25 protein-coding genes are annotated in these 21,440 nt (G+C 65.8%); 14 read left to right on the plus strand and 11 right to left on the minus strand.

The window, feature by feature from the left end:
* Positions 1–119 precede the first annotated feature (119 nt).
* The 10 genes from ACTIFF_RS03090 (at position 120) to ACTIFF_RS03135 (ending at position 8,492) form a co-directional block, all read left to right on the plus strand.
* Positions 120–569, plus strand: a complete 450-nt coding sequence (locus ACTIFF_RS03090; RefSeq protein WP_439535497.1) for a rhodanese-like domain-containing protein — start codon at positions 120–122, stop codon at positions 567–569.
* A 10-nt stretch (positions 570–579) separates the two neighbouring features.
* Positions 580–1,683 carry a quinolinate synthase NadA gene (gene nadA / locus ACTIFF_RS03095; protein WP_439535498.1) on the plus strand — a complete coding sequence of 368 codons (1,104 nt, stop codon included), beginning with the start codon at positions 580–582 and terminating at the stop codon, positions 1,681–1,683.
* A gap of 13 nt (positions 1,684–1,696) precedes the next feature.
* Complete coding sequence (locus ACTIFF_RS03100; protein WP_439535499.1) at positions 1,697–2,182, plus strand: hypothetical protein; 486 nt, start codon at positions 1,697–1,699, stop codon at positions 2,180–2,182.
* Complete coding sequence (locus ACTIFF_RS03105; protein ID WP_439535500.1) at positions 2,179–2,934, plus strand: endonuclease/exonuclease/phosphatase family protein; 756 nt, start codon at positions 2,179–2,181, stop codon at positions 2,932–2,934. The genes ACTIFF_RS03100 and ACTIFF_RS03105 overlap by 4 nt, the downstream gene beginning before the upstream one ends.
* A gap of 18 nt (positions 2,935–2,952) precedes the next feature.
* Positions 2,953–4,143 (plus strand): cardiolipin synthase ClsB, encoded by a 1,191-nt coding sequence (clsB, locus tag ACTIFF_RS03110; protein WP_439535501.1) that lies wholly within the window; start codon positions 2,953–2,955, stop codon positions 4,141–4,143.
* Between the two features lie 57 nt (positions 4,144–4,200).
* Entirely contained in the window at positions 4,201–4,533 is a 333-nt protein-coding gene (locus ACTIFF_RS03115) for a PepSY domain-containing protein (protein ID WP_439535502.1), read from the plus strand.
* Between the two features lies 1 nt (position 4,534).
* Positions 4,535–5,212, plus strand: coding sequence for a response regulator transcription factor (locus ACTIFF_RS03120; RefSeq protein ID WP_439535503.1), 678 nt, complete (start codon positions 4,535–4,537; stop codon positions 5,210–5,212).
* A complete protein-coding gene (locus tag ACTIFF_RS03125; protein WP_439535504.1) occupies positions 5,209–6,582 on the plus strand; it encodes an ATP-binding protein in 1,374 nt (457 codons plus the stop codon). The genes ACTIFF_RS03120 and ACTIFF_RS03125 overlap by 4 nt, the downstream gene beginning before the upstream one ends.
* Position 6,583: 1 nt before the next feature.
* Positions 6,584–6,907 (plus strand): PepSY domain-containing protein, encoded by a 324-nt coding sequence (locus ACTIFF_RS03130; protein WP_439535505.1) that lies wholly within the window; start codon positions 6,584–6,586, stop codon positions 6,905–6,907.
* Positions 6,908–6,983: 76 nt separating this feature from the next.
* Positions 6,984–8,492, plus strand: coding sequence for a CoA-acylating methylmalonate-semialdehyde dehydrogenase (locus tag ACTIFF_RS03135; RefSeq protein ID WP_439535506.1), 1,509 nt, complete (start codon positions 6,984–6,986; stop codon positions 8,490–8,492).
* A 15-nt stretch (positions 8,493–8,507) separates the two neighbouring features.
* Here the strand turns inward: ACTIFF_RS03135 and ACTIFF_RS03140 are convergent, their stop codons facing one another.
* The gene (locus tag ACTIFF_RS03140; RefSeq protein ID WP_439535507.1) at positions 8,508–9,053 is read right to left on the minus strand and encodes a hypothetical protein; all 546 of its coding nucleotides are present in this window, start codon (positions 9,051–9,053) and stop codon (positions 8,508–8,510) included.
* Between the two features lie 124 nt (positions 9,054–9,177).
* Here ACTIFF_RS03140 and ACTIFF_RS03145 point away from each other — a divergent pair, with 124 nt between their 5' ends.
* Positions 9,178–9,756, plus strand: coding sequence for a histidine phosphatase family protein (locus ACTIFF_RS03145; RefSeq protein WP_439535508.1), 579 nt, complete (start codon positions 9,178–9,180; stop codon positions 9,754–9,756).
* A gap of 9 nt (positions 9,757–9,765) precedes the next feature.
* Here ACTIFF_RS03145 and ACTIFF_RS03150 read toward each other — a convergent pair whose 3' ends face one another.
* The 4 genes from ACTIFF_RS03150 to ACTIFF_RS03165 form a co-directional block, all read right to left on the minus strand.
* The gene (locus ACTIFF_RS03150; RefSeq protein WP_439535509.1) at positions 9,766–10,308 is read right to left on the minus strand and encodes a cytochrome P460 family protein; all 543 of its coding nucleotides are present in this window, start codon (positions 10,306–10,308) and stop codon (positions 9,766–9,768) included.
* A 111-nt stretch (positions 10,309–10,419) separates the two neighbouring features.
* Positions 10,420–11,310, minus strand: coding sequence for a DMT family transporter (locus tag ACTIFF_RS03155; RefSeq protein ID WP_439535510.1), 891 nt, complete (start codon positions 11,308–11,310; stop codon positions 10,420–10,422).
* 7 nt (positions 11,311–11,317) lie between these two features.
* Positions 11,318–11,695, minus strand: coding sequence for a YybH family protein (locus tag ACTIFF_RS03160; RefSeq protein WP_439535511.1), 378 nt, complete (start codon positions 11,693–11,695; stop codon positions 11,318–11,320).
* A gap of 78 nt (positions 11,696–11,773) precedes the next feature.
* On the minus strand, positions 11,774–12,277 hold the full coding sequence (locus ACTIFF_RS03165; protein WP_439535512.1) for a MarR family winged helix-turn-helix transcriptional regulator: 504 nt from the start codon (positions 12,275–12,277) through the stop codon (positions 11,774–11,776).
* 88 nt (positions 12,278–12,365) lie between these two features.
* Here ACTIFF_RS03165 and ACTIFF_RS03170 point away from each other — a divergent pair, with 88 nt between their 5' ends.
* Both ACTIFF_RS03170 and ACTIFF_RS03175 read left to right on the plus strand, forming a co-directional pair.
* Positions 12,366–13,022 carry a DUF4126 domain-containing protein gene (locus ACTIFF_RS03170; protein WP_439535513.1) on the plus strand — a complete coding sequence of 219 codons (657 nt, stop codon included), beginning with the start codon at positions 12,366–12,368 and terminating at the stop codon, positions 13,020–13,022.
* 67 nt (positions 13,023–13,089) lie between these two features.
* Positions 13,090–13,254: a DUF3149 domain-containing protein gene (locus ACTIFF_RS03175; RefSeq protein WP_439535514.1), complete on the plus strand. Its 165-nt coding sequence runs from the start codon at positions 13,090–13,092 to the stop codon at positions 13,252–13,254.
* Here ACTIFF_RS03175 and ACTIFF_RS03180 read toward each other — a convergent pair.
* From ACTIFF_RS03180 to ettA, 6 genes are all read right to left on the minus strand, one after another.
* Positions 13,236–13,907 carry a glutathione S-transferase gene (locus tag ACTIFF_RS03180; protein WP_439535515.1) on the minus strand — a complete coding sequence of 224 codons (672 nt, stop codon included), beginning with the start codon at positions 13,905–13,907 and terminating at the stop codon, positions 13,236–13,238. The two genes, ACTIFF_RS03175 and ACTIFF_RS03180, sit on opposite strands and share 19 nt — an antisense overlap.
* Positions 13,904–14,647, minus strand: a complete 744-nt coding sequence (locus ACTIFF_RS03185) for a zf-TFIIB domain-containing protein (protein ID WP_439535516.1) — start codon at positions 14,645–14,647, stop codon at positions 13,904–13,906. The genes ACTIFF_RS03180 and ACTIFF_RS03185 overlap by 4 nt, the downstream gene beginning before the upstream one ends.
* Before the next feature lie 97 nt (positions 14,648–14,744).
* Positions 14,745–16,685: a peptidase U32 family protein gene (locus ACTIFF_RS03190; protein ID WP_439535517.1), complete on the minus strand. Its 1,941-nt coding sequence runs from the start codon at positions 16,683–16,685 to the stop codon at positions 14,745–14,747.
* 103 nt (positions 16,686–16,788) lie between these two features.
* On the minus strand, positions 16,789–17,730 hold the full coding sequence (locus ACTIFF_RS03195) for a PEP-CTERM sorting domain-containing protein (RefSeq protein ID WP_439535518.1): 942 nt from the start codon (positions 17,728–17,730) through the stop codon (positions 16,789–16,791).
* Positions 17,731–17,813: 83 nt separating this feature from the next.
* The gene (locus ACTIFF_RS03200) at positions 17,814–19,352 is read right to left on the minus strand and encodes a sensor domain-containing diguanylate cyclase (RefSeq protein WP_439535519.1); all 1,539 of its coding nucleotides are present in this window, start codon (positions 19,350–19,352) and stop codon (positions 17,814–17,816) included.
* A gap of 99 nt (positions 19,353–19,451) precedes the next feature.
* Positions 19,452–21,116: an energy-dependent translational throttle protein EttA gene (ettA, locus tag ACTIFF_RS03205; protein WP_439535520.1), complete on the minus strand. Its 1,665-nt coding sequence runs from the start codon at positions 21,114–21,116 to the stop codon at positions 19,452–19,454.
* Positions 21,117–21,275: 159 nt separating this feature from the next.
* Here ettA and ACTIFF_RS03210 point away from each other — a divergent pair, with 159 nt between their 5' ends.
* On the plus strand, positions 21,276–21,431 hold the full coding sequence (locus ACTIFF_RS03210) for a LiaI-LiaF-like domain-containing protein (RefSeq protein ID WP_190295055.1): 156 nt from the start codon (positions 21,276–21,278) through the stop codon (positions 21,429–21,431).
* Positions 21,432–21,440: the final 9 nt, after the last annotated feature.

The following is a 21,440-nucleotide window of genomic DNA, read 5'->3' on the forward strand; positions in this document are numbered from 1 at the left end:
CCGGAAAACCGCACCAATTTGATGCGCACTCGTTTTTGTACGCACCCGTTTGGTGCGAACAGGCGTCGGGAGCAGCGGACGATATACTTCGACCACTTTTATTCGCCTGAACATCAGCCATGGCTACACTCGGACAGATACTCGGTCTCGCACGGGAACGTGCGCAGCAGCTCCAACTGCCTTACGCCGGTGCAGTGACACCGAACGAAGCGCACGAATTGCTCAGGCTCGCGCCGGGCGCGCGCGTCGTCGATGTGCGCACGGCGGCCGAGTGGCAGTGGGTCGGCGAGGTACCGGACTCGGTGCAGATCGAATGGAACCAGTCATCCGGCCAGCGCAACCCGGATTTCCTCACCCAGCTCAAGCATCAGGTCGATCCCGAAGCCCTGGTGATGTTCCTGTGCCGCAGCGGCGGGCGCTCGCACGGCGCCGCGGCGGCAGCGGCCGAAGCGGGTTACAGCAATGCCTACAACATCCTCGAAGGATTCGAGGGGGACATGGACGCCAACGGCCATCGCAACACCGTGGGTGGCTGGCGCAAGGCCGGCCTGCCGTGGAGCCAGACCTGAAGGACACCCGATGCAGATCGCCAACATCACTTTTGATCGTTTCAACGCGCTGGCCGACGACCAGGCGCAGTCGCGCATCCTGGCAGCGCGCGAAAAGCTCGGCCAGCGCGCGGTCATCCTCGGTCACCACTATCAGCGGGCCGATGTCTATCGCCACGCCGACCTGACCGGCGATTCGCTGAAGCTGGCGCGGCTGGCCAGTCAGACCGATGCGGAATTCATCGTGTTCTGCGGCGTGCATTTCATGGCCGAAGTGGCCGACATCATGTCGCGCCCGGAACAGATCGCCATCCTGCCCGACCTGGCGGCCGGCTGTTCGATGGCCGACATGGCCAGCCTGGCCAAGGTGGAACGCTGCTGGCGCGAACTGCGCGACATGACCGGCGACCCGGATGCGCTGATCACGCCGGTCACCTACATCAACTCGGCGGCCGACCTGAAGGCCTTCTGCGGCGAGCACGGCGGCATCGTATGCACCTCGTCGAACGCGGCCAGCATTCTCGAATGGTCGCTGGCGCGACGCGAAAAGGTGCTGTTCTTCCCCGACCAGCATCTCGGCCGCTGGACCGGCTACAAGATGGGCATCCCGCTGGACGACATGGTGGTGTGGGACCCGGATCTGGAAAACGGCGGCCTGACCCGCGAGCAGGTGGCGAAGGCGAAGATCCTGCTGTGGAAGGGCCACTGTTCGGTGCACCAGATGTTCCAGCCGGCGCACATCCTGCGCTGGCGCAACCAGCATCCGGATGGCCTCGTCATTTCGCATCCGGAAAGTGCCCTCGAAGTGTGCCGCCAGTCGGATTACGTCGGTTCGACCGAATACATCCTGAAGACAGTCAAGGCAGGCGCGCCGGGCACGAAGTGGCTGGTCGGCACCGAACTGAACCTGGTGAATCGCCTTGCCGAAGAGGTGAAGCACGAGGGCAAGACCGTGCAGTTCATGGCGCCCACCGTGTGCATGTGCTCGACCATGCAGCGCATCGACCCGCAGCATCTTGCCTGGTGCCTGGAGAATCTTGCCGAAGGCCAGGTGGTGAACCGGATCAGCGTGCCGGAACACGAAGCGGTGCCGGCCAAACTCGCGCTCGACCGCATGCTGGCCGCCTCCCCCTGAGGCCGGCATCCACATGGACTGGATGCAGCGCTGGGAACTGGCCAGTTACGTCGTGACCGCGCTGGGCCTGCCGCTCGCCGTCATCACCTTCATCTACCAGCAACGGCGCGAGCGCGACAACGAAGACGAAGAGGCGTACCAGATGCTGTCGGACGCCTACATCGACTTCCTGAAGATCGTGCTCGCCAATCCGGACCTGCCGCTGCGCGAGACCGCCGCGCCGCAGCACCTCAGCGAAGAGCAGGAACGGCGCATGCACATCATCTACCAGATGCTCATTTCGCTGTTCGAGCGCGCCTACCTGGTCGCCTGGACTGACGAAACCGAAGGGCTGGCAGCGCGCCGCTGGGCATCGTGGGACGACTACATGCGCGAGTGGCTGGCCTGCGACGCCTTCCGCAACCAGTTGATGACCCTGCTGCGCGGTGAAGACCCTGCGTTTGCGCGCCACATGATGAGGCTGGCCGAAGCCGGGCGCGGCCACCCGCTCGATCCATGACGACAGACCTCCGCATCTGCACCTGGAACATCCACAAGGGCTTTTCGCAGTTCAACCGCCGCATGGTGATCCACGAACTGCGCGACCGCCTGCGTTACCTGTCGTCGGATCTGGTGTTCCTGCAGGAGGTGCAGGGTCAGCACCACGGACACGCGCTGCGCCACGCCGACTGGCCGATCGAGCCGCAGTACGAGTTCCTCGCCGATGAAATGTGGCCGGCGACCGCCTATGGCCGCAACGCGGTGTACGACCACGGTCACCATGGCAACGCCATCCTGTCGCGCCACCCGATCTCGCAGACCGACAACCACGACATGTCGGCACACCGCTTCGAGCAGCGCGGCCTGCTGCATTGCGTGATCGAGCCGGCACCCGGCCGGCGCGTGCATGCGCTCTGCGTGCATCTGGGCCTGACCGCACGCGGCCGGGCCCAGCAGTACGCCATGCTGGCCGAGCACGTATCTTCAACCATACCCGCCACCGAGGCGCTGATCGTGGCCGGCGACTTCAATGACTGGCACAACCGCGCCGAAGGCGAGTGGGCCGACGCACTCGGCCTGCAGGAGGCGCACAGCCTGTTCCACGGCCGCCCGGCGCGCAGCTATCCGGCGGCCTTTCCGCTGCTGCGGCTCGATCGCATCTATGTGCGCGGCCTCGACGTGGGCGAGGTGAAGCTGCATGCCGGCCGACCGTGGTCGCGCATTTCCGATCATGCGGCGTTGACCGCGCGTCTGTCGCTGCCGCGCGCGTGACCACGCCGTGAGCCTGCAATGAGTCGATTCCTGCCCGGCAACGACATCCGCCTGCTGGTGTGCGGCGAACAGTACTTTCCCGCGCTGGAAGCGGCGATCGACGGGGCGCGCCAGGAAATCTTTCTGGAAACCTACATCTTTGCCGACGACAGCATCGGCGAGCGCATCGCGGCCGCCCTTGCGCGGGCCGCGCAGCGCGGTGTGCGCGTGCGCGTGCTGGTCGACGGCTTCGGCGCACGCGAATTCGAAAGCACGCACCGGGTGGCGCTGGAGGCCGCTGGCGCACACACGTTGATCTTCCGCCCCGACATCAGCTGGGTCACGCTGCGTCGCAACCGACTGCGGCGCATGCACCGCAAGCTCGCCGTCATCGACGCCAGCACCGGCTTTGCCGGCGGCATCAACATCATCGATGACATGCACACCCCCGGTCACACGCCGCCGCGCTTCGACTTTGCGGTTCAGGTGCGCGGGCCGCTGGTGGCCCGCATGCATGCCGAATGTCAGAAGCTTTGGGAACGCGTGGCCTGGGCGACGCTGCAGTTCAGGCCGCGCCTGCCGCGCCTGCGGGAGTATGCCAACCGGCAGGCCGGACAGATCCGCGCCACGCTGCTGGTGCGCGACAACCTGCGCCACCGGCGCGATATCGAGGACGCCTATCTCGAGGCAATCAACGGGGCGCGCAGCGACATCATCATCGCCAACGCCTATTTCCTGCCGGGCCGGCGCTTCCGCCAGGCGCTTGTGCGTGCTGCGGAACGCGGCGTGACGGTGACGCTCATCCTGCAGGGGCGGGTCGAATACCTGCTGATGCACTACGCCTCGCAGGCGCTCTACGGTGCGCTGCTCTCGAAAGGCGTGCGCATCGTCGAGTACCGCCGCAGCTTCATGCACGCCAAGGCGGCCGTTGTGGACGACGACTGGGCCACGGTCGGCTCCAGCAACATCGATCCGTTCAGCCTCATGCTGGCACGCGAAGCCAATGTGGTGGTGAGCGACGCCGGTTTCACCCGGGAGCTGCGGCAGAAGTTGCTGCAGGCGGCCAGCCATGGCGGCCGCGAGCTGCGGCATCGGCAGTGGAAGAACCGACCGATCCACGAACGCGTGCTGCGCTGGATGGCCTACGGCATGGTGCGCGTGATGATCGGTCTGGCCGGTGACCTGCTGGCACGGCGCCGGGCAGGACGCGACACACGGCACAACCTCTGAGCGCGGGCGGCGCCGCGCTTTCAGGCTGGTTTCAGCTTCGGCACCTACACTGCAGGCATGACAACCCGACGCCTCATGCTCTTCCTGGCCGTCCCGCTGCTCGCCTTCGGTGCGCTCGCCGCCGGCGTGTTCTACATGCCCATGGGTTTCGCCGACGACGATCACATCCGGGCGCGCGAACTGAGCCAGCGCGGCGAAATCCTGTCACTTGAGAAGATCTCCGAGCGGGCGAAGGCGGTGCGCCCGGGCAAGCTGATCGACATCGATCTGGAGCGCAAGCGCGAGCTGTGGATCTATGAAGTCGAACTGCTCGACGATCAGGGTCGCGTGTGGGAAATGAAGCTCGACGCACGCAATGGCGAACTGCTGAAGCTGGAACAGGACGACTGACGTGAGACTGCTGCTCGCCGAGGACGACGAAGCGCTCGTCGCCGGGCTCAAGCCGGCGCTGGAGCGGGCCGGCTACGCGGTCGATCTGGCGACCGACGGCGTGTTTGCGCAATTGTGTGCCGACGCGATCGACTACGACCTCGTGCTGCTCGACCTCGGTCTGCCACGGCGCAGCGGCGTAGAGGTGCTGCAGCACTGGCGCGGCTCGCGCAAGTCGATGCCCGTGGTGGTGCTGACGGCGCGCGACACCTGGCAGGAAAAGGTCGCGGTACTCACGGCCGGCGCCGACGACTACGTGTGCAAGCCCTTCCACACCGAAGAACTGCTGGCTCGCCTGGCGGCGGTACTCAAGCGCAGCACGTCCGCGGTGCGGACACCGGGACCGCTGTCGGTCGCCGGCCTGTCGCTCGATGAGGACGGACAGCGTGCAACGCTGGCGGATGGCGCGCGCGTCGAACTGAGCCAGATCGAATTCCGCCTGCTTCGCTGCTTCATGCTGCACCCGGGCCGCGTGCTGTCGCAGCAGCGCCTGAACGAACACCTGTATGACCACGCCACCGAACACGAAAGCAATGTGATCGAGGCGCACATCACCCGCCTGCGTCGCAAGATCGGCCGCGACTGGATACAGACACGGCGCGGCCAGGGATATGTGTTCGACGCCCCTGCCGGATCATGAACGGTTCGCTGCACCGGCGTCTTGCCGTGGGCCTGGCGGTCAGCCTGGTGCTGCTGGCCGGGCTGCAGTGGCTGCTGGCCGGCATCGCCATCGAGCGGCTGCTGAAGGCGCAGCTCGCGCAGCGTCTGGAGCGCGATGCGGAAAATCTGCTGGCTGCGCTGCACACCGGCGCCGACGGCCGGCTGGCGCTCGACGCGACGCGCGTCGGCGGCGAGTATCAGCGCCCGTTCTCTGGCCACTACTACCGCATCATGGTCACCCACGACGGTCAGACGCATGACATCACGTCGCGCTCGCTGTGGGACGGCGGGCTTGCGCTGCCGCCGGCCGTCGATGTGCGACAGCGCGAGACCGCGGCGCGCGGTCCGCAGGGACAGTCGCTGTGGGTGGTGTCGATGCAGTACGAGAAGCGCGCCCAGCGCGTCGTGATCGCGGTGGCCGAAGACCTTGCGCCACTGCAGTCCGGTCTGCGTCAGTGGCATCTGCTGTACGGCCTGCTGTCGATGGCGGTGGTGCTGCTGGTGCTGGCCGTTCAGCGCTGGGTCGTGCAGCGCTCGCTGTACCCCCTGAACGCGCTGCAGCAGCAGTTGCAGGCACTGGAACGCGGCGAGCGCACACAGCTCGACGCCCCGGTACCGGACGAGATTGCACCACTGGTGGCGCAGCTCAACAGCATGCTGGGCATGCTCGCGCGCCGCTCGCAACGCTCGCGCGAGGCACTCGGCAACCTGGCCCACGCCCTGAAAACGCGCCTGGCCGTGCTCGTGCAGGCGACCGAGTCACCCGAACTGGCGGCACACCCGGCGCTCAGGCAGCGCCTCGTCGACAGCAACACGCTGATGCGCCACGCCATCGAGCGCGAACTGCGGCGGGCCCGGCTGATGGGCGGTGCGCATCCGGCCCAGCGCAGCAGCGTCGCTGCGGTGATCGATCAGCTCGGGCGCACGCTGGGCATCCTGTACGCGGAAAAGGAGCCGGATATCCGCATCGACGTGCCGTCAGGGCTGGCACTGGCCATGGACCCGGAAGACCTGCTCGAACTGCTGGGCAACCTGATGGACAACGCGTGCGCCTGGTGCACCGGCGTGGTCGGCGTTTCCATCCGGTACGCCGGCGACATCGGCGTCACGATCGAGGACGACGGCCCGGGATGCCCGGCCACACAGCTTGAAGCACTGACTGAACGCGGCTTCCGCGCCGACGAATCACGCCCCGGCCACGGTCTGGGTCTGGCCATCGTGCGCGACCTGGTCGACAGCTACGGCGGCACACTCGAATTCGGTCATTCGACCGCACTGGGCGGACTGCGCGTCACCGCACACCTGCCCGGCCATCTGGGGCACACCGTCCCGAACACCCGAGGAGACTGACATGAAGACATCTGCCATCCGCACGGCCCTGGTTGCCGTGCTGACCGCGTGCGCCACGCTGCCCGCACTGGCCGACGATGACGACCTGCCGAAGATGCGTGCCATCGCGGCCGGTGCCAAGCTGATATCGCTCGAGGACGCGCAGGCGAAGGCACTCGCCGCCAAACCCGGCACCATCGTCGATGTCGACCTCGAACGCCGCTTCATGGGACGAAACTACGACTATGAGTTCGAAGTGATCGACGCCGAGGGCAAGGAGTGGGAGGTCAACATCAACGCCCGCGATGGCTCCGTGCGATCGGTGCGTCAGGACTGGTTCGAGTGAGGCGACGCACGCAGCCTGCACCGATGCCGCACGTCTGCTGCACAATCAGGGCTGACCTTCCCGTACCGGACCGACCATGAGCATCGAACACGCCCCCGCCCTGCCCCACTGGATCAACAACGCGCGCAACACGCTGCGCAGCGAACGTCAGGCGGACGTGTTCGATCCGGCCCATGGCCGCGTTGCGCGGCGCGTGCTGCTGGCGTCCGACAGCGACGTGTCGGCAGCGGTGGCCAGCGCATCCGCCGCCCAGCCGGCCTGGGGCGCGCTGCCGCCGCTGCGCCGTGCGCGCGTGCTGTTCCGCATGCAGGAACTGGTGACGAAATACAGCACCGACCTCGCGCGCCTGATCACGCGCGAGCACGGCAAGACGTTGCCCGACGCCCAGGGCGAGGTACAGCGCGGGCTGGAAGTGATCGAGTTCGCCTGCGGCATTCCGCAACTGCTCAAGGGCCAGTACTCGGACAACGTCGGCGGCGGCATCGCCAACTGGAGCCAGCGCATGCCGCTCGGAGTGACCGCAGGCATCACGCCGTTCAACTTCCCGTTCATGGTGCCGATGTGGATGGCCCCGGTGGCCATCGCCTGCGGCAACAGCTTCATCCTGAAGCCGTCGGAACGCGATCCGTCACCGTCGCTGCTGACCGCCGAACTGTTCCGCGACGCGGGACTCCCGGAGGGGGTGTTCAACGTCGTGCAGGGTGATCGCGAAGCCGTCGACGCGCTGCTGGTGCATCCGGACGTGCGTGCCGTGAGCTTCGTCGGCTCGACGCCGATCGCGCGCCACATCTACGAAACCGCGGCACGTCACGGCAAGCGTGCGCAGGCACTGGGTGGCGCGAAGAATCACATGGTGGTGATGCCGGACGCCGACATCGCCCAGGCGGCCGACGCGTTGATCGGCGCCGCCTACGGCTCGGCCGGCGAACGCTGCATGGCGATTTCGGTGGCCGTCGCGGTCGGCGACATCGCCGATGCGCTGGTCGAGGCGGTCAAGGTCCGCGCGCAGACACTCCGTATCGGCGACGGCGAAAGCGCGGGCGCCGACATGGGGCCGGTGGTCACCGCCGCGCACCGCGAACGCATCGTGTCGCTGATCGAGAGTGGCATCGCGGAAGGTGCGACGCTGGTGCTCGACGGGCGGCGACACACGGTGGCCGGCCGGGAGAAAGGCTACTTCCTCGGCGCGACGCTGTTCGACCGCGTGACGCCCGCGATGCGCATCTGGCAGGAAGAAATCTTCGGCCCGGTGCTGTGCGTGGTGCGGGCGGCAAGCTTCGGCGAAGCCGTCGCGCTGGTGAACAGCCACGAATACGGCAATGGCGTGTCGCTCTACACACGCGACGGGCGCACTGCGCAGGAATTCGCGCAGCGCATCGAAGCCGGCATGGTGGGCATCAACGTGCCGATTCCGGTGCCGATGGCCTGGCACTCGTTCGGCGGCTGGAAGCAGAGCCTGTTCGGCGATCTGCACGCCTACGGCGAAGAAGGCGTGCGCTTCTACACGCGCTACAAGAGCATCATGCAGCGCTGGCCGGACAGCGGCTCGAAGGGGCCGGAATTCGTCATGCCGGTGAATCAATAGTCCGCGCGGCCGCGTTCACTCTATGGTGAGCTGCGGCAGCCAGTGCGAGCGCTCGTCGGCGGGGGTCAGGTCTTCGTCGCGCAGCGGCCGCTTGCGGCGTTCGAGCGGCACCGTGGTGGGTGCGATGAACGGATCCATGTCGACATCGTGCTGCCGCCCCTCGATGCGCTCGCCATCGATCTTCATGCGGTAGTAGACGCCGTTGAACGGATTGACGTGCAGCGCAGCCGGCAGCGTATGCATGAACATCAGGGCGTATTCGAGCGGCGTGAGGTCGGCACGGCTGACCAGTGGCGGCTCGTTCCCGACCGGGAAATTGCACAGGCGCTGCTTCGGGCCGGTGAGACAGCGGAACGGCCGCATCGCCAGAAAATACTCGCCGAGCTTTTCGTCCAGCACGATGCTGAAGCGCGATGTGCCGTCGGCTTGCGGCGTGAAGGTGACCTGACCGATCACGATCCGTTCGCCCTGCGCATTGCCCAGCGTGATGGTGCGCGTGCCCGACAGTACATCTGCGTGCGCTGCCGTGCTGACAAGCAGGCTGCACAAGGCAGCGTTCATCCATCGCTTCATGCTGCGCTCCCCGATGTCCAGTGTTGGCGGTCACCATGAAAACCATGGAACCCGAGCGATCTGACCGGTCGAAGCCTGCATACCTTACGCCGCAACCGAAAGCGATACTGCCATGAACCGTCGTCGTTTCACGTTCGCAGCCGGGGCGGCGCTGCTGGTGCCCGGGCGGGCCCGCCCGGGCACGCCGGACCCCGCACGTGCGGCGCTGCAATCCGGCGGCTGCGCACTGCTGATGCGCCACGCCGCGACCGAACCGGGCATCGGCGATCCGCCCGGCTACCGGCTCGACACCTGCGGTTCGCAGCGCAACCTGTCACCGGCCGGACGCGAACAGGCACGACGCGCCGGCGCATGGCTCGCGCAGCAAGGATTCGTGTTCGATGCGGTGTTCAGCAGCCGCTGGTGCCGCTGCGTCGATACGGCATCGCTGATGTTTCCGGGGCAACCGGTCGAGGTGCTGGAGGCGCTGAATTCGTTCTTCGAGAATGGCAGCGCGCGCGAACGACAGACCGGCGCGCTGCGCAGCTGGCTCGGAACGCTGGAGGGATCGCGCCGGGTGGCGCTGGTGACGCATCAGGTCAACATCCTGGCGCTGACCGGTGACAACCTCGCCATGGGCGGGGCGGTGGTGGTGCAACCCGACCGGCGCGGCGGCGTGCGCAGCGTCGGCCGGCTCGACCTTGCCGGTTGAGACGCCCGCCTACTTCACGGCGGCGAAGTGCTCGTCGTAGCGGAACACATAGTCCTTGTCCTTCAACGGCGTGTGGCAGGTGCGACAGGTGTCGTACTTCGCCTCGCCATTGAGTTCGCCGGTGCCCTTGAAGGCGCTGTAGATCCAGTCGCCGTTCTTCTGCGCTGCGGGTACGCCGGCGCCCCAGCCCGGGTTCTTGCCCATGACGAAGACCGCGGCCAGCTTGTCCTTCACCAGCTTGCCGTCGGCACCCTTGATCGGCTTGCCGGCGCCATCGAGCTTGACCGACCAGTTCTCCATCACGAAGGTCGAGCCCTGCGGGAAAGCCTCGCCCGGTCCGGCCTTCTTCGCCTGCAGATTCATGTAGATGTCGCGGATCTGTTTCGCGTCCTCGCGCTGCACCGCACTGAGGAAGGTCGGCCAGGTCCGGTAGTCGGTTGGCAGCGGCAACTGACCGTCATTCAATGCCGCCACCGGCGGCGGTGCGCTCATCTGGCTGCAGCCGGCGATGATCAGTCCGGCGACAACGGCGCCAAGTATCTTCTTTTGCATGGATGGACTCCTGATAGGCAGTGGACACAACATCTGCGCGGGGCCCGGTCCGGCACCCCGCATGCGTCCACTACCCGCCCATCCCTGATCCGGATGCAGCGGGCAACGGAATCAGCGTGCCCGGCCGCGACGCCAGGCCTCGGCCGACAGCAGCAGCAGGCCGATGCCGATCAGCAGCATGCCGGCCAGTTCGCCGGTGCCCGGCCGCTCGCCGAGCTGCCAGGCAGCCGACAGCACGCCGATGACCGGCGTCACCAGCGACACCATGCTGGTGGTTCCGGCCGACAGCCGGCGCAGCGCGTACAGCCACAACAGCCACGCGATCACGGTGCCCGGCACGATGTTGTAGAGCAGCGCGCCGATCAGCGACGGTGTCCAGTTGATCGGCTCGGCCGGCCACCACAGCGCCACGACGACCAGCGGCACGGCACCGATCAGCGACTGCCAGGCGGCGATGGCCAGCACGTCGAGGTCGGGCTCCCGGGCCTGCAGCCTTTTCGCGACGATCACCGCCAGTGCCCAGCACACGCCCGCCAGCGTCGCCAGCACGCTGCTCAGCAGGTCTCCGGCCAGATGCAGCGGATCAAGAATGCACAGCAGGCCGACCAGCGTGGCGACAGCCGATGGCCACTGCCAGCCGTGCAGGCGATCGCCGAGCAGCGGCCAGGCCAGCAGCATCACCCAGAAGGGCATGGTGTAGGCCAGCACGGCTGTCTTGCCGGCGCCCCCGCTGACCAGCGCGAGAATGATCAGCCCGGTGAAGCCGGTGGTCTGCAGCAGACCCATCAACGCTACCGCGCGCATTTCGACGATGCGCACCGGGCGACGCATCGCGAGCACCAGGCCGAACAGGACCAGGGCACCGAACAGCGTGCGCAGCGCGCCGAACTGGAAGGGGCCGATGTCGACCAGCGCGATCTTCATGACCACCCAGTTGTAGCCCCAGATCACGGCCAGCAGCATCAGGGCTGCCAGCGCGCGCGCGGACGGGCTCTGCGGCATGGACGACTCAGTTCCAGATGTGGGTGATGAGGCGCCAGCTGCGGTCCGGCTGGCGACGATAGACCATCGTCAGATGGCCGCTGAACGTCTGCAGGCCGCCCTCGCCGTTGGCCTGCGCGCTCCAGCGCCCTCGTTGCGTGGCGACTTCGCTGTCACCGATCACCGCATGCAGCTCGATGCGGTGGTTGTGCAGTCCCTGATCGATCGCACCGGCAAACAGCGCCTCGATCTGCGCCGAACCCAGCGCAGCGTTGCCACCGGCCGGCAGCACGGCGCCCTGCTCGTCGTACAGCGCCGCCAGCGCGGCGGCATCACCGCGGTTGAAGGCCGCGTCCCAGCGCTGATTGAGGTCGGCAACGGCGGCTTGAAGGGCTTGCAGAGTCACGTGAATCTCCTTGGGAAAGTCTTGAAAAGTCGAGTTGGGGAAAAGGGATCAGCCGGCCCACTTGAGCGGCGAACAAATTCAGGCAAAGGCGCCTGTACCGGAATGCACGACACCGAGCATCGCCTGAAGCGCGCCACGCTGCGCTTCATCGAGCCCGGCCATCACGGTGCGCACGCGGCGGTAGTAATCGGGCATGACCGCATCGAGCACGGCTTGTCCGGCCGGCAGCAGGCGAACGGTCAGGCGGCGCCGGTCTGCGGTATCGAACACGCGCTGCACCAGCCCGTCGCGCTCCAGCCCGTCCAGCAGGCCGGTCATCGTGGCACGCGTGACGCCGGCCTTCTGGGCCAGCACCGAGGGCGAAGATTCGAATGCCTCTTCGCGCATCAACAGGATGAGCACCCACCAGCGGCCCTGCAGAAGCCCGTGGCGGGCAAGAAATCCGTCGAGCGCCTGCGACAGTTCGGTCGCCACGCGCAGCAGGGTCAGAAAGGACGCCACCGCGCTGACATCCGCTTCGGGATAGCGGGCGGCAAACTTGCGCAGGACATCAGGTGTCGGGAGATCGCGGAGCTGAAGCATGATTAGCCGCATTATAGTTAGGAGCCTTATATTGTCAACGGCACACTGGAGCACGGGCCCGATGTTGGGCTAGGATTGAAGGCAGCGCATGCAGCGCCCGTTAATCGTCTTTTACGCGCAGCCGCAATGCGACCAGGAAAGCGACCGCATGGACACCATCGACACGATTGCCGCCGCCGCCGGCCTGGCCTGGGCCAGTGGTCTGCGCCTGTATGCGGTGATCTTTCTCGCCGGACTGGCCGGGCGCCTGGGCTGGGTCGATCTGCCGGGCGACCTCGACACGCTCGAACATCCGCTGGTGCTCGCAGCGGCTGGTCTGATGCTGTGTGTCGAGTTCTTTGCCGACAAGATTCCGGCGCTCGACAGCCTGTGGGACGGCGTGCATACCTTCATCCGCATTCCGGCGGGGGCGCTGCTCGCCGCGTGGGCACTCGCCGACCAGAGCGCGCCGGTCGTGCTGGCGGGCGCACTGCTCGGTGGCTCGCTGACGGCCGGCACACATCTGACCAAGGCGGGCAGCCGTATCGCCATCAACACGTCGCCCGAACCGGTCAGCAATCTGATCGCATCGACCAGCGAAGACGGCGTTGCGGTCGGTGGCCTGTGGCTGGCCTTCGCCTACCCGATCGTGTTTCTCGGCTTTCTCGGCGTGTTCCTGCTGTGCATGCTGTGGCTGCTGCCGCGCGTCTGGCGCTTCCTGAGCGACCTGCTGTCCTGGGTGGCCGGCAAACAGGCACCAGGTTGACCTGAATCAGTCTGCCCCGGCCGGCGCAGCAGTCCAATGATGCCAACCATCCACCGAGGTCTGCATCATGAAAGCGCTGACTGATCTGCTGTCTACCGACTACGGACTGATGAGCCTGCTGGTCATTGCATTCACCCTCTTCATGAGCATCTGGTTCGGCCGCTTCTTCAAGCGGCATATCGAAGAGGATGCGGCACGCGCTGCACGCGCCGATCAGTCGGCGAAACTGTAGGGGCCACCGCGTTCGCGTGCCCGCTGCCAGGCCGGGCGGCTGTGGATGCGGGTCAGAAAATCGGCCAGACGCGGATGCGTCGAACCGAGGCCGGCCCCCTTTGCCGCCGCTTCGACCGGAAAACTCATCTGGATGTCGGCCGCGGTGAACGCGTCACCGGCAAACCACGGCCGCGTCGCCAGTTCCGCTTCCATGAAGCGCAGCTGGTCATCGATGTTCGGCTGCACGAAGGTTTTCAGCACGTGATCGGCCAGACCGCGCGCCACGGGCTTGATGAAAAACGGCACCGGCGCATTGCGCACCTTCTGAAATACCAGATGCATCAGCTGGTACGGCATCGCTGAGCCTTCCGCGAAATGCAGCCAGTAGGTGTAACGGCGCGCGTCGGCACTTCCGGGTGAGGGTTTGAGCCGGCCCGCGCCATGCACCTCGACCAGATATTCGATGATGGCACCCGATTCGGCGATGACCTGATCGCCGTCGGTGATGACCGGCGACTTGCCAAGAGGGTGTACCGCGCGCAGTTCCGGCGGCGCATAGGACGTTTCCGGATCGCGCTCGTAACGCTTCACCGCGTACTCGAGCCCGAGCTCTTCAAGCAACCACAGCACGCGCTGCGAACGGGAATGCGCCAGATGATGAACGGTGATCATGTGAGTATTTTCCAGACCAGTGAAACGCCTGCCATCACCAGATCGCCCACATCGAGCGAGGTGGCGTCCAGTGCGGGATTGGCACGCGACGAACGGGCCGACGTGCCCCCTGAGCGGCGCGCCTGCTGTTCGCGTCTTTCGGTTTCGATCAGCGCGTCGGCAATCGCCTCCGGATCGCGGTTGGCGCGCTTTTCCTCTGCCGCACGATAACCGTTGAGCGCACTCTTCACCGCATCCGGATCGATCAGCGAGAAGGCGGACCGGCAATGCGGACAGGCGTGGTCCTTTCGGATGTCGACCGGCGCGCCGCAGCCGGTGCAGTAGATGGCGCCGACCCGCTTGCTCAGATCGTGGATTTCCGGCTTGGTGAGCTGGCGGACGAAACCCTTTTCGATCATGAACGAAGCAAAGGTGCTGAAGCGGCCGTGGCGATGCGGGCAGCGACTGGTGGCATAGCGGCCACTGCGTACGATGTCGTAGCCATGTTCGAGCTTGCTGCTGCAGCGCGGGCAGGCCATCACCGGCGCCACCGGATTGCGCTGCACGTCGCGATGCTCGTGCAGCTGCTTGAACAGGTCATTCACCGACGCCGGCGAAAGCTGCTGGTTCTCGTGCGTATCGAACCAGATGCCCTGGCAGGCGTAGCAGATGTCGAGTTCGAGCGGCCCGCCGCCGTGGTGCGAAAAGGTATGCACGTCCATCGGGACGCGGCAGGAGGGGCAGTTCGGTTTCGGGCTCATGGTCGAATCGACAGGCGGGCGGTTGAACGGTCGGCATGCCTTCGCGCGGCGCGCCGCACGGCATCCATCGTCTTCAGCGGCATCGGCGGCTGAAACTTCAGCGCGCGCTGCGCGTCACCTTGACGCCGGCGGGCGCACTGCGATGGAAGGTGACCGGTATCGCAGGCGCCTGCGGGACCGATTTTCGCAAGCTCCCGACCACATGCATTTCGCACTTCTTGCAGTCGAAGCGCAAGGTGAGCCGGTCGTTGCCGTTCATCAGCGTCATCGGTTCCGCTTTCACCATGCCGCGCAGGTCGTAGTCCTTCAATTCCTTCGGACACAGGTTGTGGCTGTAGCGCAGGCAGTGCTTGGTGATCATCAGCGACACCTCGCCCGGCTCGTGATTGAGCTCGTAGGCGTCGGCGATCAGCTGCACGCCATGCCGGCGATAGAAGGTGCGCGCCTTCTCGTTGTACACGTTGGCGAGATAGCTCAGTTCGGTGTCGGTGAACGGCACCGGCGGTTCGACCGCCGCCAGCGGCCGCGGTCGTGCATGCGCCTTCACGCGGGCCGCTTCCAGCTTTTCGCAGGCGTCACGGCGCATGGCGTTCAGCACCGAAGCCGGCAGGAACCACGCCTGCTGCGTATCCAGCGTCACCGTGCGCGCTTCGAACATCGTGTTGCCGAGCCGTGCGACGGACTCCCGGATGCCCGCCAGCGCGCGTTCGGCGTCGCGCGCTGGCTGCCGTTCGAACGCGATGTCCGCGCGCGCCGTACAGCCGTCCTCGTCGGTCAGCGTCAATGAAAAACCGTCCGGCGTGTCTGCAAACCGCAGATCCACTGCAACACGCCGCTCGCTCGATTTCTTCTCCAGCGCGCGCTCGAACGCCTGATCCCGGTTGCGGAACAGCGTCAGCCCCGGCTTCAGGTCATCCGGCATGACGTTGGGGAACAATTGCTTCCCGTGCACGGTATTGATGCGCAGGCCCTGCAGTTCGCGGTGGCTGTCGAAATAGCTCAGACCGTCGCCGTTGTGGATGTCGACCTGCGACTCGACTTCGATGTGGTCGACCGCAACCCGGGTCACGGTCGCGGCTTCCTCGCCGACGAAACCGGGCGCTTCGAACGCTTCGATGCCGTGCTGCCGGCCATTGACGAAGTAGTCGGTCGCGCCGCGGTTGAATGACTTTTCCGGCTGCGGCGTGAAGAAGAAGGTGCAGCGGCCGCTGGATGCGCGCCGGTGCGCCGGCAGATCGTCCAAGATGTCGTCGAGCAGCGTGCGGTAATGGGCGGTGATGTTCTTCACGTAAGCCAGATCCTTCAGCCGCCCTTCGATCTTGAACGAGCTGATGCCGGCGTCGATCAGCGCGCGCAGATTGGCGCTCTGGTCGTTGTCCTTCATCGACAGCAGGTGCCTGTCGTGCGCCACGACGGCGCCGCTGGCATCGGTCAGCGTGTAGGGCAGACGGCAGGCCTGCGAACATTCGCCGCGGTTGGCGCTGCGCGCGGTGTGCGCATGGCTGATGAAGCACTGACCGCTGAATGCCACGCACAGCGCGCCGTGCACGAAGAATTCAAGCGAACACGACGTGTTCGATGCGATGTCGCGGATCTGCTCCAGCGTCAGTTCGCGTGCCAGCACGATCTGCGAAAAGCCGACGTCCTGCAGGAAGCGCGCCTTGGCTGCGTCCCGGATGTCGGTCTGCGTGCTGGCGTGCAACTGGATCGGTGGCAGATCCATTTCCAGCAGGCCCATGTCCTGCACGATCAGCGCATCGACACCGGCGTCGTACAGTTGGTGGATGGTGTGCCGCGCCGGTTCCAGCTCGTCGTCGCGCAGGATGGTGTTGAAGGCGACGAACACCTTCGCATGGAAGCGGTGCGCGTGCGCGGCCAGGCGAGCGATGTCGGCCACTTCATTGTCGGCACCCTTGCGTGCGCCGAACGACGGGCCGCCGATATACACCGCATCGGCGCCGTGGTTGATCGCCTCGATGCCGAAATCGGCATTTTTCGCAGGCGCGAGCAGTTCGAGGATGCGGCGGTCTGAGGTCATCGGGAAGCGCGACAGGGCATGAGCCGTAAAGGCGCGATTATCCGCGAGCGCGCCACAAATGAAAAACCGGCCGAAGCCGGTTCGTGTCGCAGCCGGTGCGGAATCAGGCGCGGCGACGCGCCATCATGCCGATCAGCAGCACGCCGCCGAGCATCATCGCCCAGGTGCGCGGCTCGGGTATCGGCGCCGGCACCGTGGCCTGCAGGCTGGCCACTTCCCAGCCGATGTCGTCCAGCGCCGCCCAGTCGAGGTCGGTCATGTAGCGCCGCTGCCCTGAAGGTATGAAGGGTGAAAGCAGCGGAATCTGCTGGCTGCCATTGGCGACACCGCGCAAGCTGGTGGCGAAATGCGCATCGGTGTTGTCGCCCTGCAGCGCGACGGCGGCACCGCCGTTCGTGGCCGTGGTGACCGCGCCGGTGAAGGTATCGCCGACCACCGCGTCGAACCAGCTGTCGGCCGTGCCGAAACCGAACACGTGCGCCGTTTCGTGCATCGCCACGGTGTAGAAGTCGAAGCCGGAAAAGCCTTCGGCGGTCGACACGTCGCTGTCGAAGTACCAGTTGATGTTGGCACCGAAGCTGATCGACCCGCCCCACGGCCCGAAATCGGTTTCGACCGGCGTCAGCGCGCCCGGCTCGCCGCGCGACAGCGCGTTGTTGATGAAAGCCGTGCTGCCACTGACGGCCTGGAAGCCCGGGCCGCCGACGCCCAGCGTCTGGCCGCTGAAAGCGTGTGAGCCGACGAAAATGCGGATCTCGTTCTCGGGGATGCTGAAGTTGTTGATCGCCAGCGGCGTGCCGAACGGATCCTGGGGGTTGTAGAGGCGCGCCGTGAAGGCGTTGCTGCCGGACGGCGTGATCGCGGTCAGCGTGTCGAGCAGGTTCAGGCTGAATACCTGCGCCACCTGATCGAGCACCACCCGCTTGTCGCTGGTGAAGAATCCGGCGCTGTCGTAGGTGTAATCGAACACCACATCAATGGCCTGGGCAGGCACGGACAGCGTGGCAATCAGCGCGGCACTTGCCGCAATCAGGGGCTTTTTCAACGCAATCTCCTCAAGGTTGCCGCAGGGTATCGCAGACTCCCTGCAACGCCGCGTGCAATTGTGCACGGCCCAAGTCGCCCGTTTCAGGCACTCCTCGTGCAGTTCCGCCCGGCGTGCTTGGCGGCGTACAGCGCCTGATCGGCCCGCTCCACCAGCGTCTCCGGCGTGTCTTCGGCCCGCCAGGTGGTGAGGCCGGCGCTCACCGTCACGGCCAGCGCCTCCCCGATCGTCGGCAATGGGCAATCGGCAATCCTGCGCCGGATCGTGTCCGCCAGCAGGAGCGCGTCCGCTTCGCGGCAATCGCGCAGCACCAGCAGGAATTCTTCCCCACCCCAGCGGCACGCCAGGTCCGACTCGCGCAGGCTGGCGCGGATCAGGCCACTGACGTGCTCGATCATGCGATCCCCGGCCAGATGGCCGTGACGATCGTTCAGCGCCTTGAAATGGTCGATGTCGAACAGGATCGCTGACAGCGACTGACGCGCGCGCCGGGCATCCGCCAGCGTCTGCACCATCATGATCTCGAACGCGTGCCGGTTCAGCAGGCCGGTCAGGCGATCTGTGGTGGCCATCTTTTCCAGGCGGAGCTGGTAACGATCCAGCGTCAGGCTGGCCAGATAGACCGTGACCAGCGTGATCACCACGCACAGGCAGAGGTTGATGTAGAGGGTGCGCCGGATGTCGGCGAGGGCGTCGTCCTCGATTTTCTCGACCACCAGGAACCACTTCATTTCCGGCACATAACGCACATTGAGCAGGTAGTTGCGCCCCTCGCTGCGATACTGGAACGAGCCCGCTTCCGCCGCCAGCATGGCTGGCGCGATGTCGCGCAGCCCTTCGACCTCGTTCAGATGAGCCGCGCCGTGCCAGGGGGTTTCGCCGAACAGCACGACCTTCCCCTGCTTGTCGACGAAGTAGACGCTGCGTTGATAGCGCTGCTGGTAGCCGGCCAGCAGTTTGCGGACGGTATCGACCGTCAGACCTACACCGGTCACGCCCATCAGGCCGCCGTCGTAGTCGTACACGCGGTAGTTGATGAACACGGTCAGCGTGTCGCGGCTGCGCGTATCGGTGTCGACATTGATCTCGTAGGGCTCTTCCAGCCGCCGCACCCTGAAATACCAGCTGTCCTGCGGGTTGTCTTCGCTCACCTTGCGCAGCAAGCCGTCCGGGTGATAGTAGTTTCGCGTGCGCTCCGATACGAAAAAGCTGGTGAAGGTGCCGTAACGGCTGCGCACTTCGCCGAGGAACTTGGTCAGCGCCGGCACATCGCGTTCGTTGCGCAGCACCCAGTCGCGCAGAAAGGTGTCGCCGGCCATCATCGACGCGATGAACACCGGGCGGATCAGATCCTTCTGGATTTCCGAGTAGATGTTGTCCGACGTGAGCGGCAGTTCGCTGTCGACGATGGAGCGATGGATCCCGTTCTTCGACACGTAGTAGCTGACCAGTGTCGTCATGACAAACCCGAGCGAAAGCAGCAGGCCGAGCAGCAGCAGAAGCCGGTGCTTGCCGGTCACGCGACCGCGCGTGTGACGGTTCATGGTCTGGGCGGGCAACGGCGTCGAGGCGGCCGACGCATCGGCGTCGTTGCGCTGCAGTGGAGTCTGCCGGGAAGTCATGGGATTGAAGGTAAGGAGAAGACGCTGCAGCATTAACGGCCGTTCGCCGAATGACTGCAACCCGAGTGCCTGCCGGTACGGCTACCGGCAGGCAGCGGCTCAGCGGGCGATCGGCTTGTAGCGGATGCGGTGCGGTCTGGCGCCGTCTTCGCCGAGGCGCTTCTTCTTGTCGGCTTCGTATTCCTGATAGTTGCCGTTGAAGAAGGTCCACTGCGAGTCCCCCTCGGCAGCGAGGATGTGCGTGGCGATGCGGTCGAGGAACCAGCGGTCGTGCGAGGTGACGAGCACGCAGCCGGAAAACTCGAGCAGGGCATCTTCCAGCGCGCGCAGCGTTTCCACGTCGAGGTCGTTCGACGGCTCGTCGAGCAGCAGCACGTTGCCGCCGGCGATCAGCGTCTTGGCCAGATGCAGCCGGCCACGCTCGCCGCCCGACAGGTTGCCGACGATCTTCTGCTGGTCGCCGCCTTTGAAGTTGAAGCGGCCGATGTAGGCCCGGCTGGGCATTTCGAAGCGGCCCACGGTCAGGATGTCGGCGCCGTCGGCGACCGCTTCGAACACGGTCTTGGCGCCATCCAGGCCTTCGCGTGTCTGATTGACCGCGGCGATCTTGACCGTCGGCCCGACCACGATTTCGCCGGAATCGGGCTTGTCCAGACCCTGGATCATGCGGAACAGCGTCGATTTGCCGGCGCCGTTCGGGCCGATCACGCCGACGATGGCACCCGGCGGAACGCTGAAACTGAGGTTGTCGATCAGCAGACGGTCGCCGAAACCCTTCGACACGCCGTTGAATTCGATCACCTTGTCGCCCAGGCGCTCGCCCGGCGGGATGAAGATTTCGTGCGTTTCGTTGCGCTTCTGGTACTCGACGCTGCTCATTTCCTCGTAACGCGCCAGACGCGCCTTCGACTTGGCCTGGCGCGCCTTCGGATTGCCGCGCACCCATTCCAGTTCGGTGGCGAGCGCCTTCTGGCGCGCCGATTCGGTGTTCTCTTCCTGCTTCAGGCGCGCACCCTTCTGGTCCAGCCAGCTCGAATAGTTGCCCTTCCACGGAATGCCGTGGCCGCGGTCGAGCTCGAGGATCCATTCAGCGGCGTTGTCGAGGAAGTAGCGATCGTGCGTCACCGCCACGACCGTGCCCGGGAAGCGGACCAGGAACTGTTCCAGCCACTCGACCGATTCGGCGTCCAGGTGGTTGGTCGGTTCGTCCAGCAGCAGCATGTCCGGCTTGGACAGCAACAGCTTGCACAGCGCCACGCGGCGCTTCTCGCCGCCGGACAGCGGCGCGATCTTCGCGTCCCACGGCGGCAGGCGCAGCGCATCGGCGGCGATTTCCATCTGGGTTTCGATGTCGGCACCGGCGGTCGCCAGCACGTTTTCGTACTTCGCCTGTTCTTCGGCCAGCTTGTCGAAATCGGCGTCCGGCTCGGCGTAGGCGGCATAGATCGCGTCCAGTTTCGTGCGCGCTTCCATGATGTCGCCAAGACCGGATTCCACTTCTTCCTTCACCGTTTTCGCCGGATCGAGCTCGGGTTCCTGAGGCAGATAGCCAATGCGGATGCCCGGCAGGTGCTGCACCTCGCCCTCGAATTCCTTGTCGGCACCGGCCATGATGCGCAGCACCGTCGACTTGCCCGAGCCGTTCAGGCCGAGCAGGCCGATCTTTGCGCCGGGGAAGAAGGAAAGCGATATGTCCTTGATGATCGTGCGCTTGGGCGGAACGACCTTGCTCACGCGGAGCATCGACATCACGTATTGGGCCATGGTGTGCTGCGGGGATGACTGGAGAAGCCGGAAGTATGCCGCAAGCCGCACGGCTGCAGCCGCAGTCGCCTCAAACGTGCCGACTCGCACTACCATCCGGCGTCGGCATGTCGTTCAGGCGCCGGCTTCAGACTACCCAGACCGCACACAGGACACCCCATGATCGGTTCGATCGGCCTCATTCTCATCGGCGCGCTGCTGCTGGCGTCGAATCTGGAGCTCTTTTCGCTGCGGGACCTGGGCGAGATTCTCGGCACCTGGTGGCCGGCCGTGCTGATCGCAATCGGCGCCGCCGGACTGATCAAGCGCAAGTAGCTGCAGTGC

It is taken from the genome of Methyloversatilis sp. (assembly GCF_051861465.1).
In the GTDB taxonomy this organism is placed as follows: Bacteria; Pseudomonadota; Gammaproteobacteria; order Burkholderiales; family Rhodocyclaceae; genus Methyloversatilis.

Excerpts from the sequence above, each read along its gene's own strand:
- ACTIFF_RS03090 (WP_439535497.1), top strand. The coding sequence starts at position 120 with ATGGCTACACTCGGACAGATACTCGGTCTCGCACGGGAACGTGCGCAG.
- nadA (WP_439535498.1), top strand. The coding sequence starts at position 580 with ATGCAGATCGCCAACATCACTTTTGATCGTTTCAACGCGCTGGCCGAC.
- ACTIFF_RS03100 (WP_439535499.1), top strand. The coding sequence starts at position 1,697 with ATGGACTGGATGCAGCGCTGGGAACTGGCCAGTTACGTCGTGACCGCG.
- ACTIFF_RS03105 (WP_439535500.1), top strand. The coding sequence starts at position 2,179 with ATGACGACAGACCTCCGCATCTGCACCTGGAACATCCACAAGGGCTTT.
- clsB (WP_439535501.1), top strand. The coding sequence starts at position 2,953 with ATGAGTCGATTCCTGCCCGGCAACGACATCCGCCTGCTGGTGTGCGGC.
- ACTIFF_RS03115 (WP_439535502.1), top strand. The coding sequence starts at position 4,201 with ATGACAACCCGACGCCTCATGCTCTTCCTGGCCGTCCCGCTGCTCGCC.
- ACTIFF_RS03125 (WP_439535504.1), top strand. The coding sequence starts at position 5,209 with ATGAACGGTTCGCTGCACCGGCGTCTTGCCGTGGGCCTGGCGGTCAGC.
- ACTIFF_RS03130 (WP_439535505.1), top strand. The coding sequence starts at position 6,584 with ATGAAGACATCTGCCATCCGCACGGCCCTGGTTGCCGTGCTGACCGCG.
- ACTIFF_RS03135 (WP_439535506.1), top strand. The coding sequence starts at position 6,984 with ATGAGCATCGAACACGCCCCCGCCCTGCCCCACTGGATCAACAACGCG.
- ACTIFF_RS03140 (WP_439535507.1), bottom strand. The coding sequence starts at position 9,053 with ATGAACGCTGCCTTGTGCAGCCTGCTTGTCAGCACGGCAGCGCACGCA.
- ACTIFF_RS03145 (WP_439535508.1), top strand. The coding sequence starts at position 9,178 with ATGAACCGTCGTCGTTTCACGTTCGCAGCCGGGGCGGCGCTGCTGGTG.
- ACTIFF_RS03150 (WP_439535509.1), bottom strand. The coding sequence starts at position 10,308 with ATGCAAAAGAAGATACTTGGCGCCGTTGTCGCCGGACTGATCATCGCC.
- ACTIFF_RS03155 (WP_439535510.1), bottom strand. The coding sequence starts at position 11,310 with ATGCCGCAGAGCCCGTCCGCGCGCGCGCTGGCAGCCCTGATGCTGCTG.
- ACTIFF_RS03165 (WP_439535512.1), bottom strand. The coding sequence starts at position 12,277 with ATGCTTCAGCTCCGCGATCTCCCGACACCTGATGTCCTGCGCAAGTTT.
- ACTIFF_RS03170 (WP_439535513.1), top strand. The coding sequence starts at position 12,366 with ATGCAGCGCCCGTTAATCGTCTTTTACGCGCAGCCGCAATGCGACCAG.
- ACTIFF_RS03175 (WP_439535514.1), top strand. The coding sequence starts at position 13,090 with ATGAAAGCGCTGACTGATCTGCTGTCTACCGACTACGGACTGATGAGC.
- ACTIFF_RS03180 (WP_439535515.1), bottom strand. The coding sequence starts at position 13,907 with ATGATCACCGTTCATCATCTGGCGCATTCCCGTTCGCAGCGCGTGCTG.
- ACTIFF_RS03185 (WP_439535516.1), bottom strand. The coding sequence starts at position 14,647 with ATGAGCCCGAAACCGAACTGCCCCTCCTGCCGCGTCCCGATGGACGTG.
- ACTIFF_RS03190 (WP_439535517.1), bottom strand. The coding sequence starts at position 16,685 with ATGACCTCAGACCGCCGCATCCTCGAACTGCTCGCGCCTGCGAAAAAT.
- ACTIFF_RS03200 (WP_439535519.1), bottom strand. The coding sequence starts at position 19,352 with ATGACTTCCCGGCAGACTCCACTGCAGCGCAACGACGCCGATGCGTCG.
- ettA (WP_439535520.1), bottom strand. The coding sequence starts at position 21,116 with ATGGCCCAATACGTGATGTCGATGCTCCGCGTGAGCAAGGTCGTTCCG.
- ACTIFF_RS03210 (WP_190295055.1), top strand. The coding sequence starts at position 21,276 with ATGATCGGTTCGATCGGCCTCATTCTCATCGGCGCGCTGCTGCTGGCG.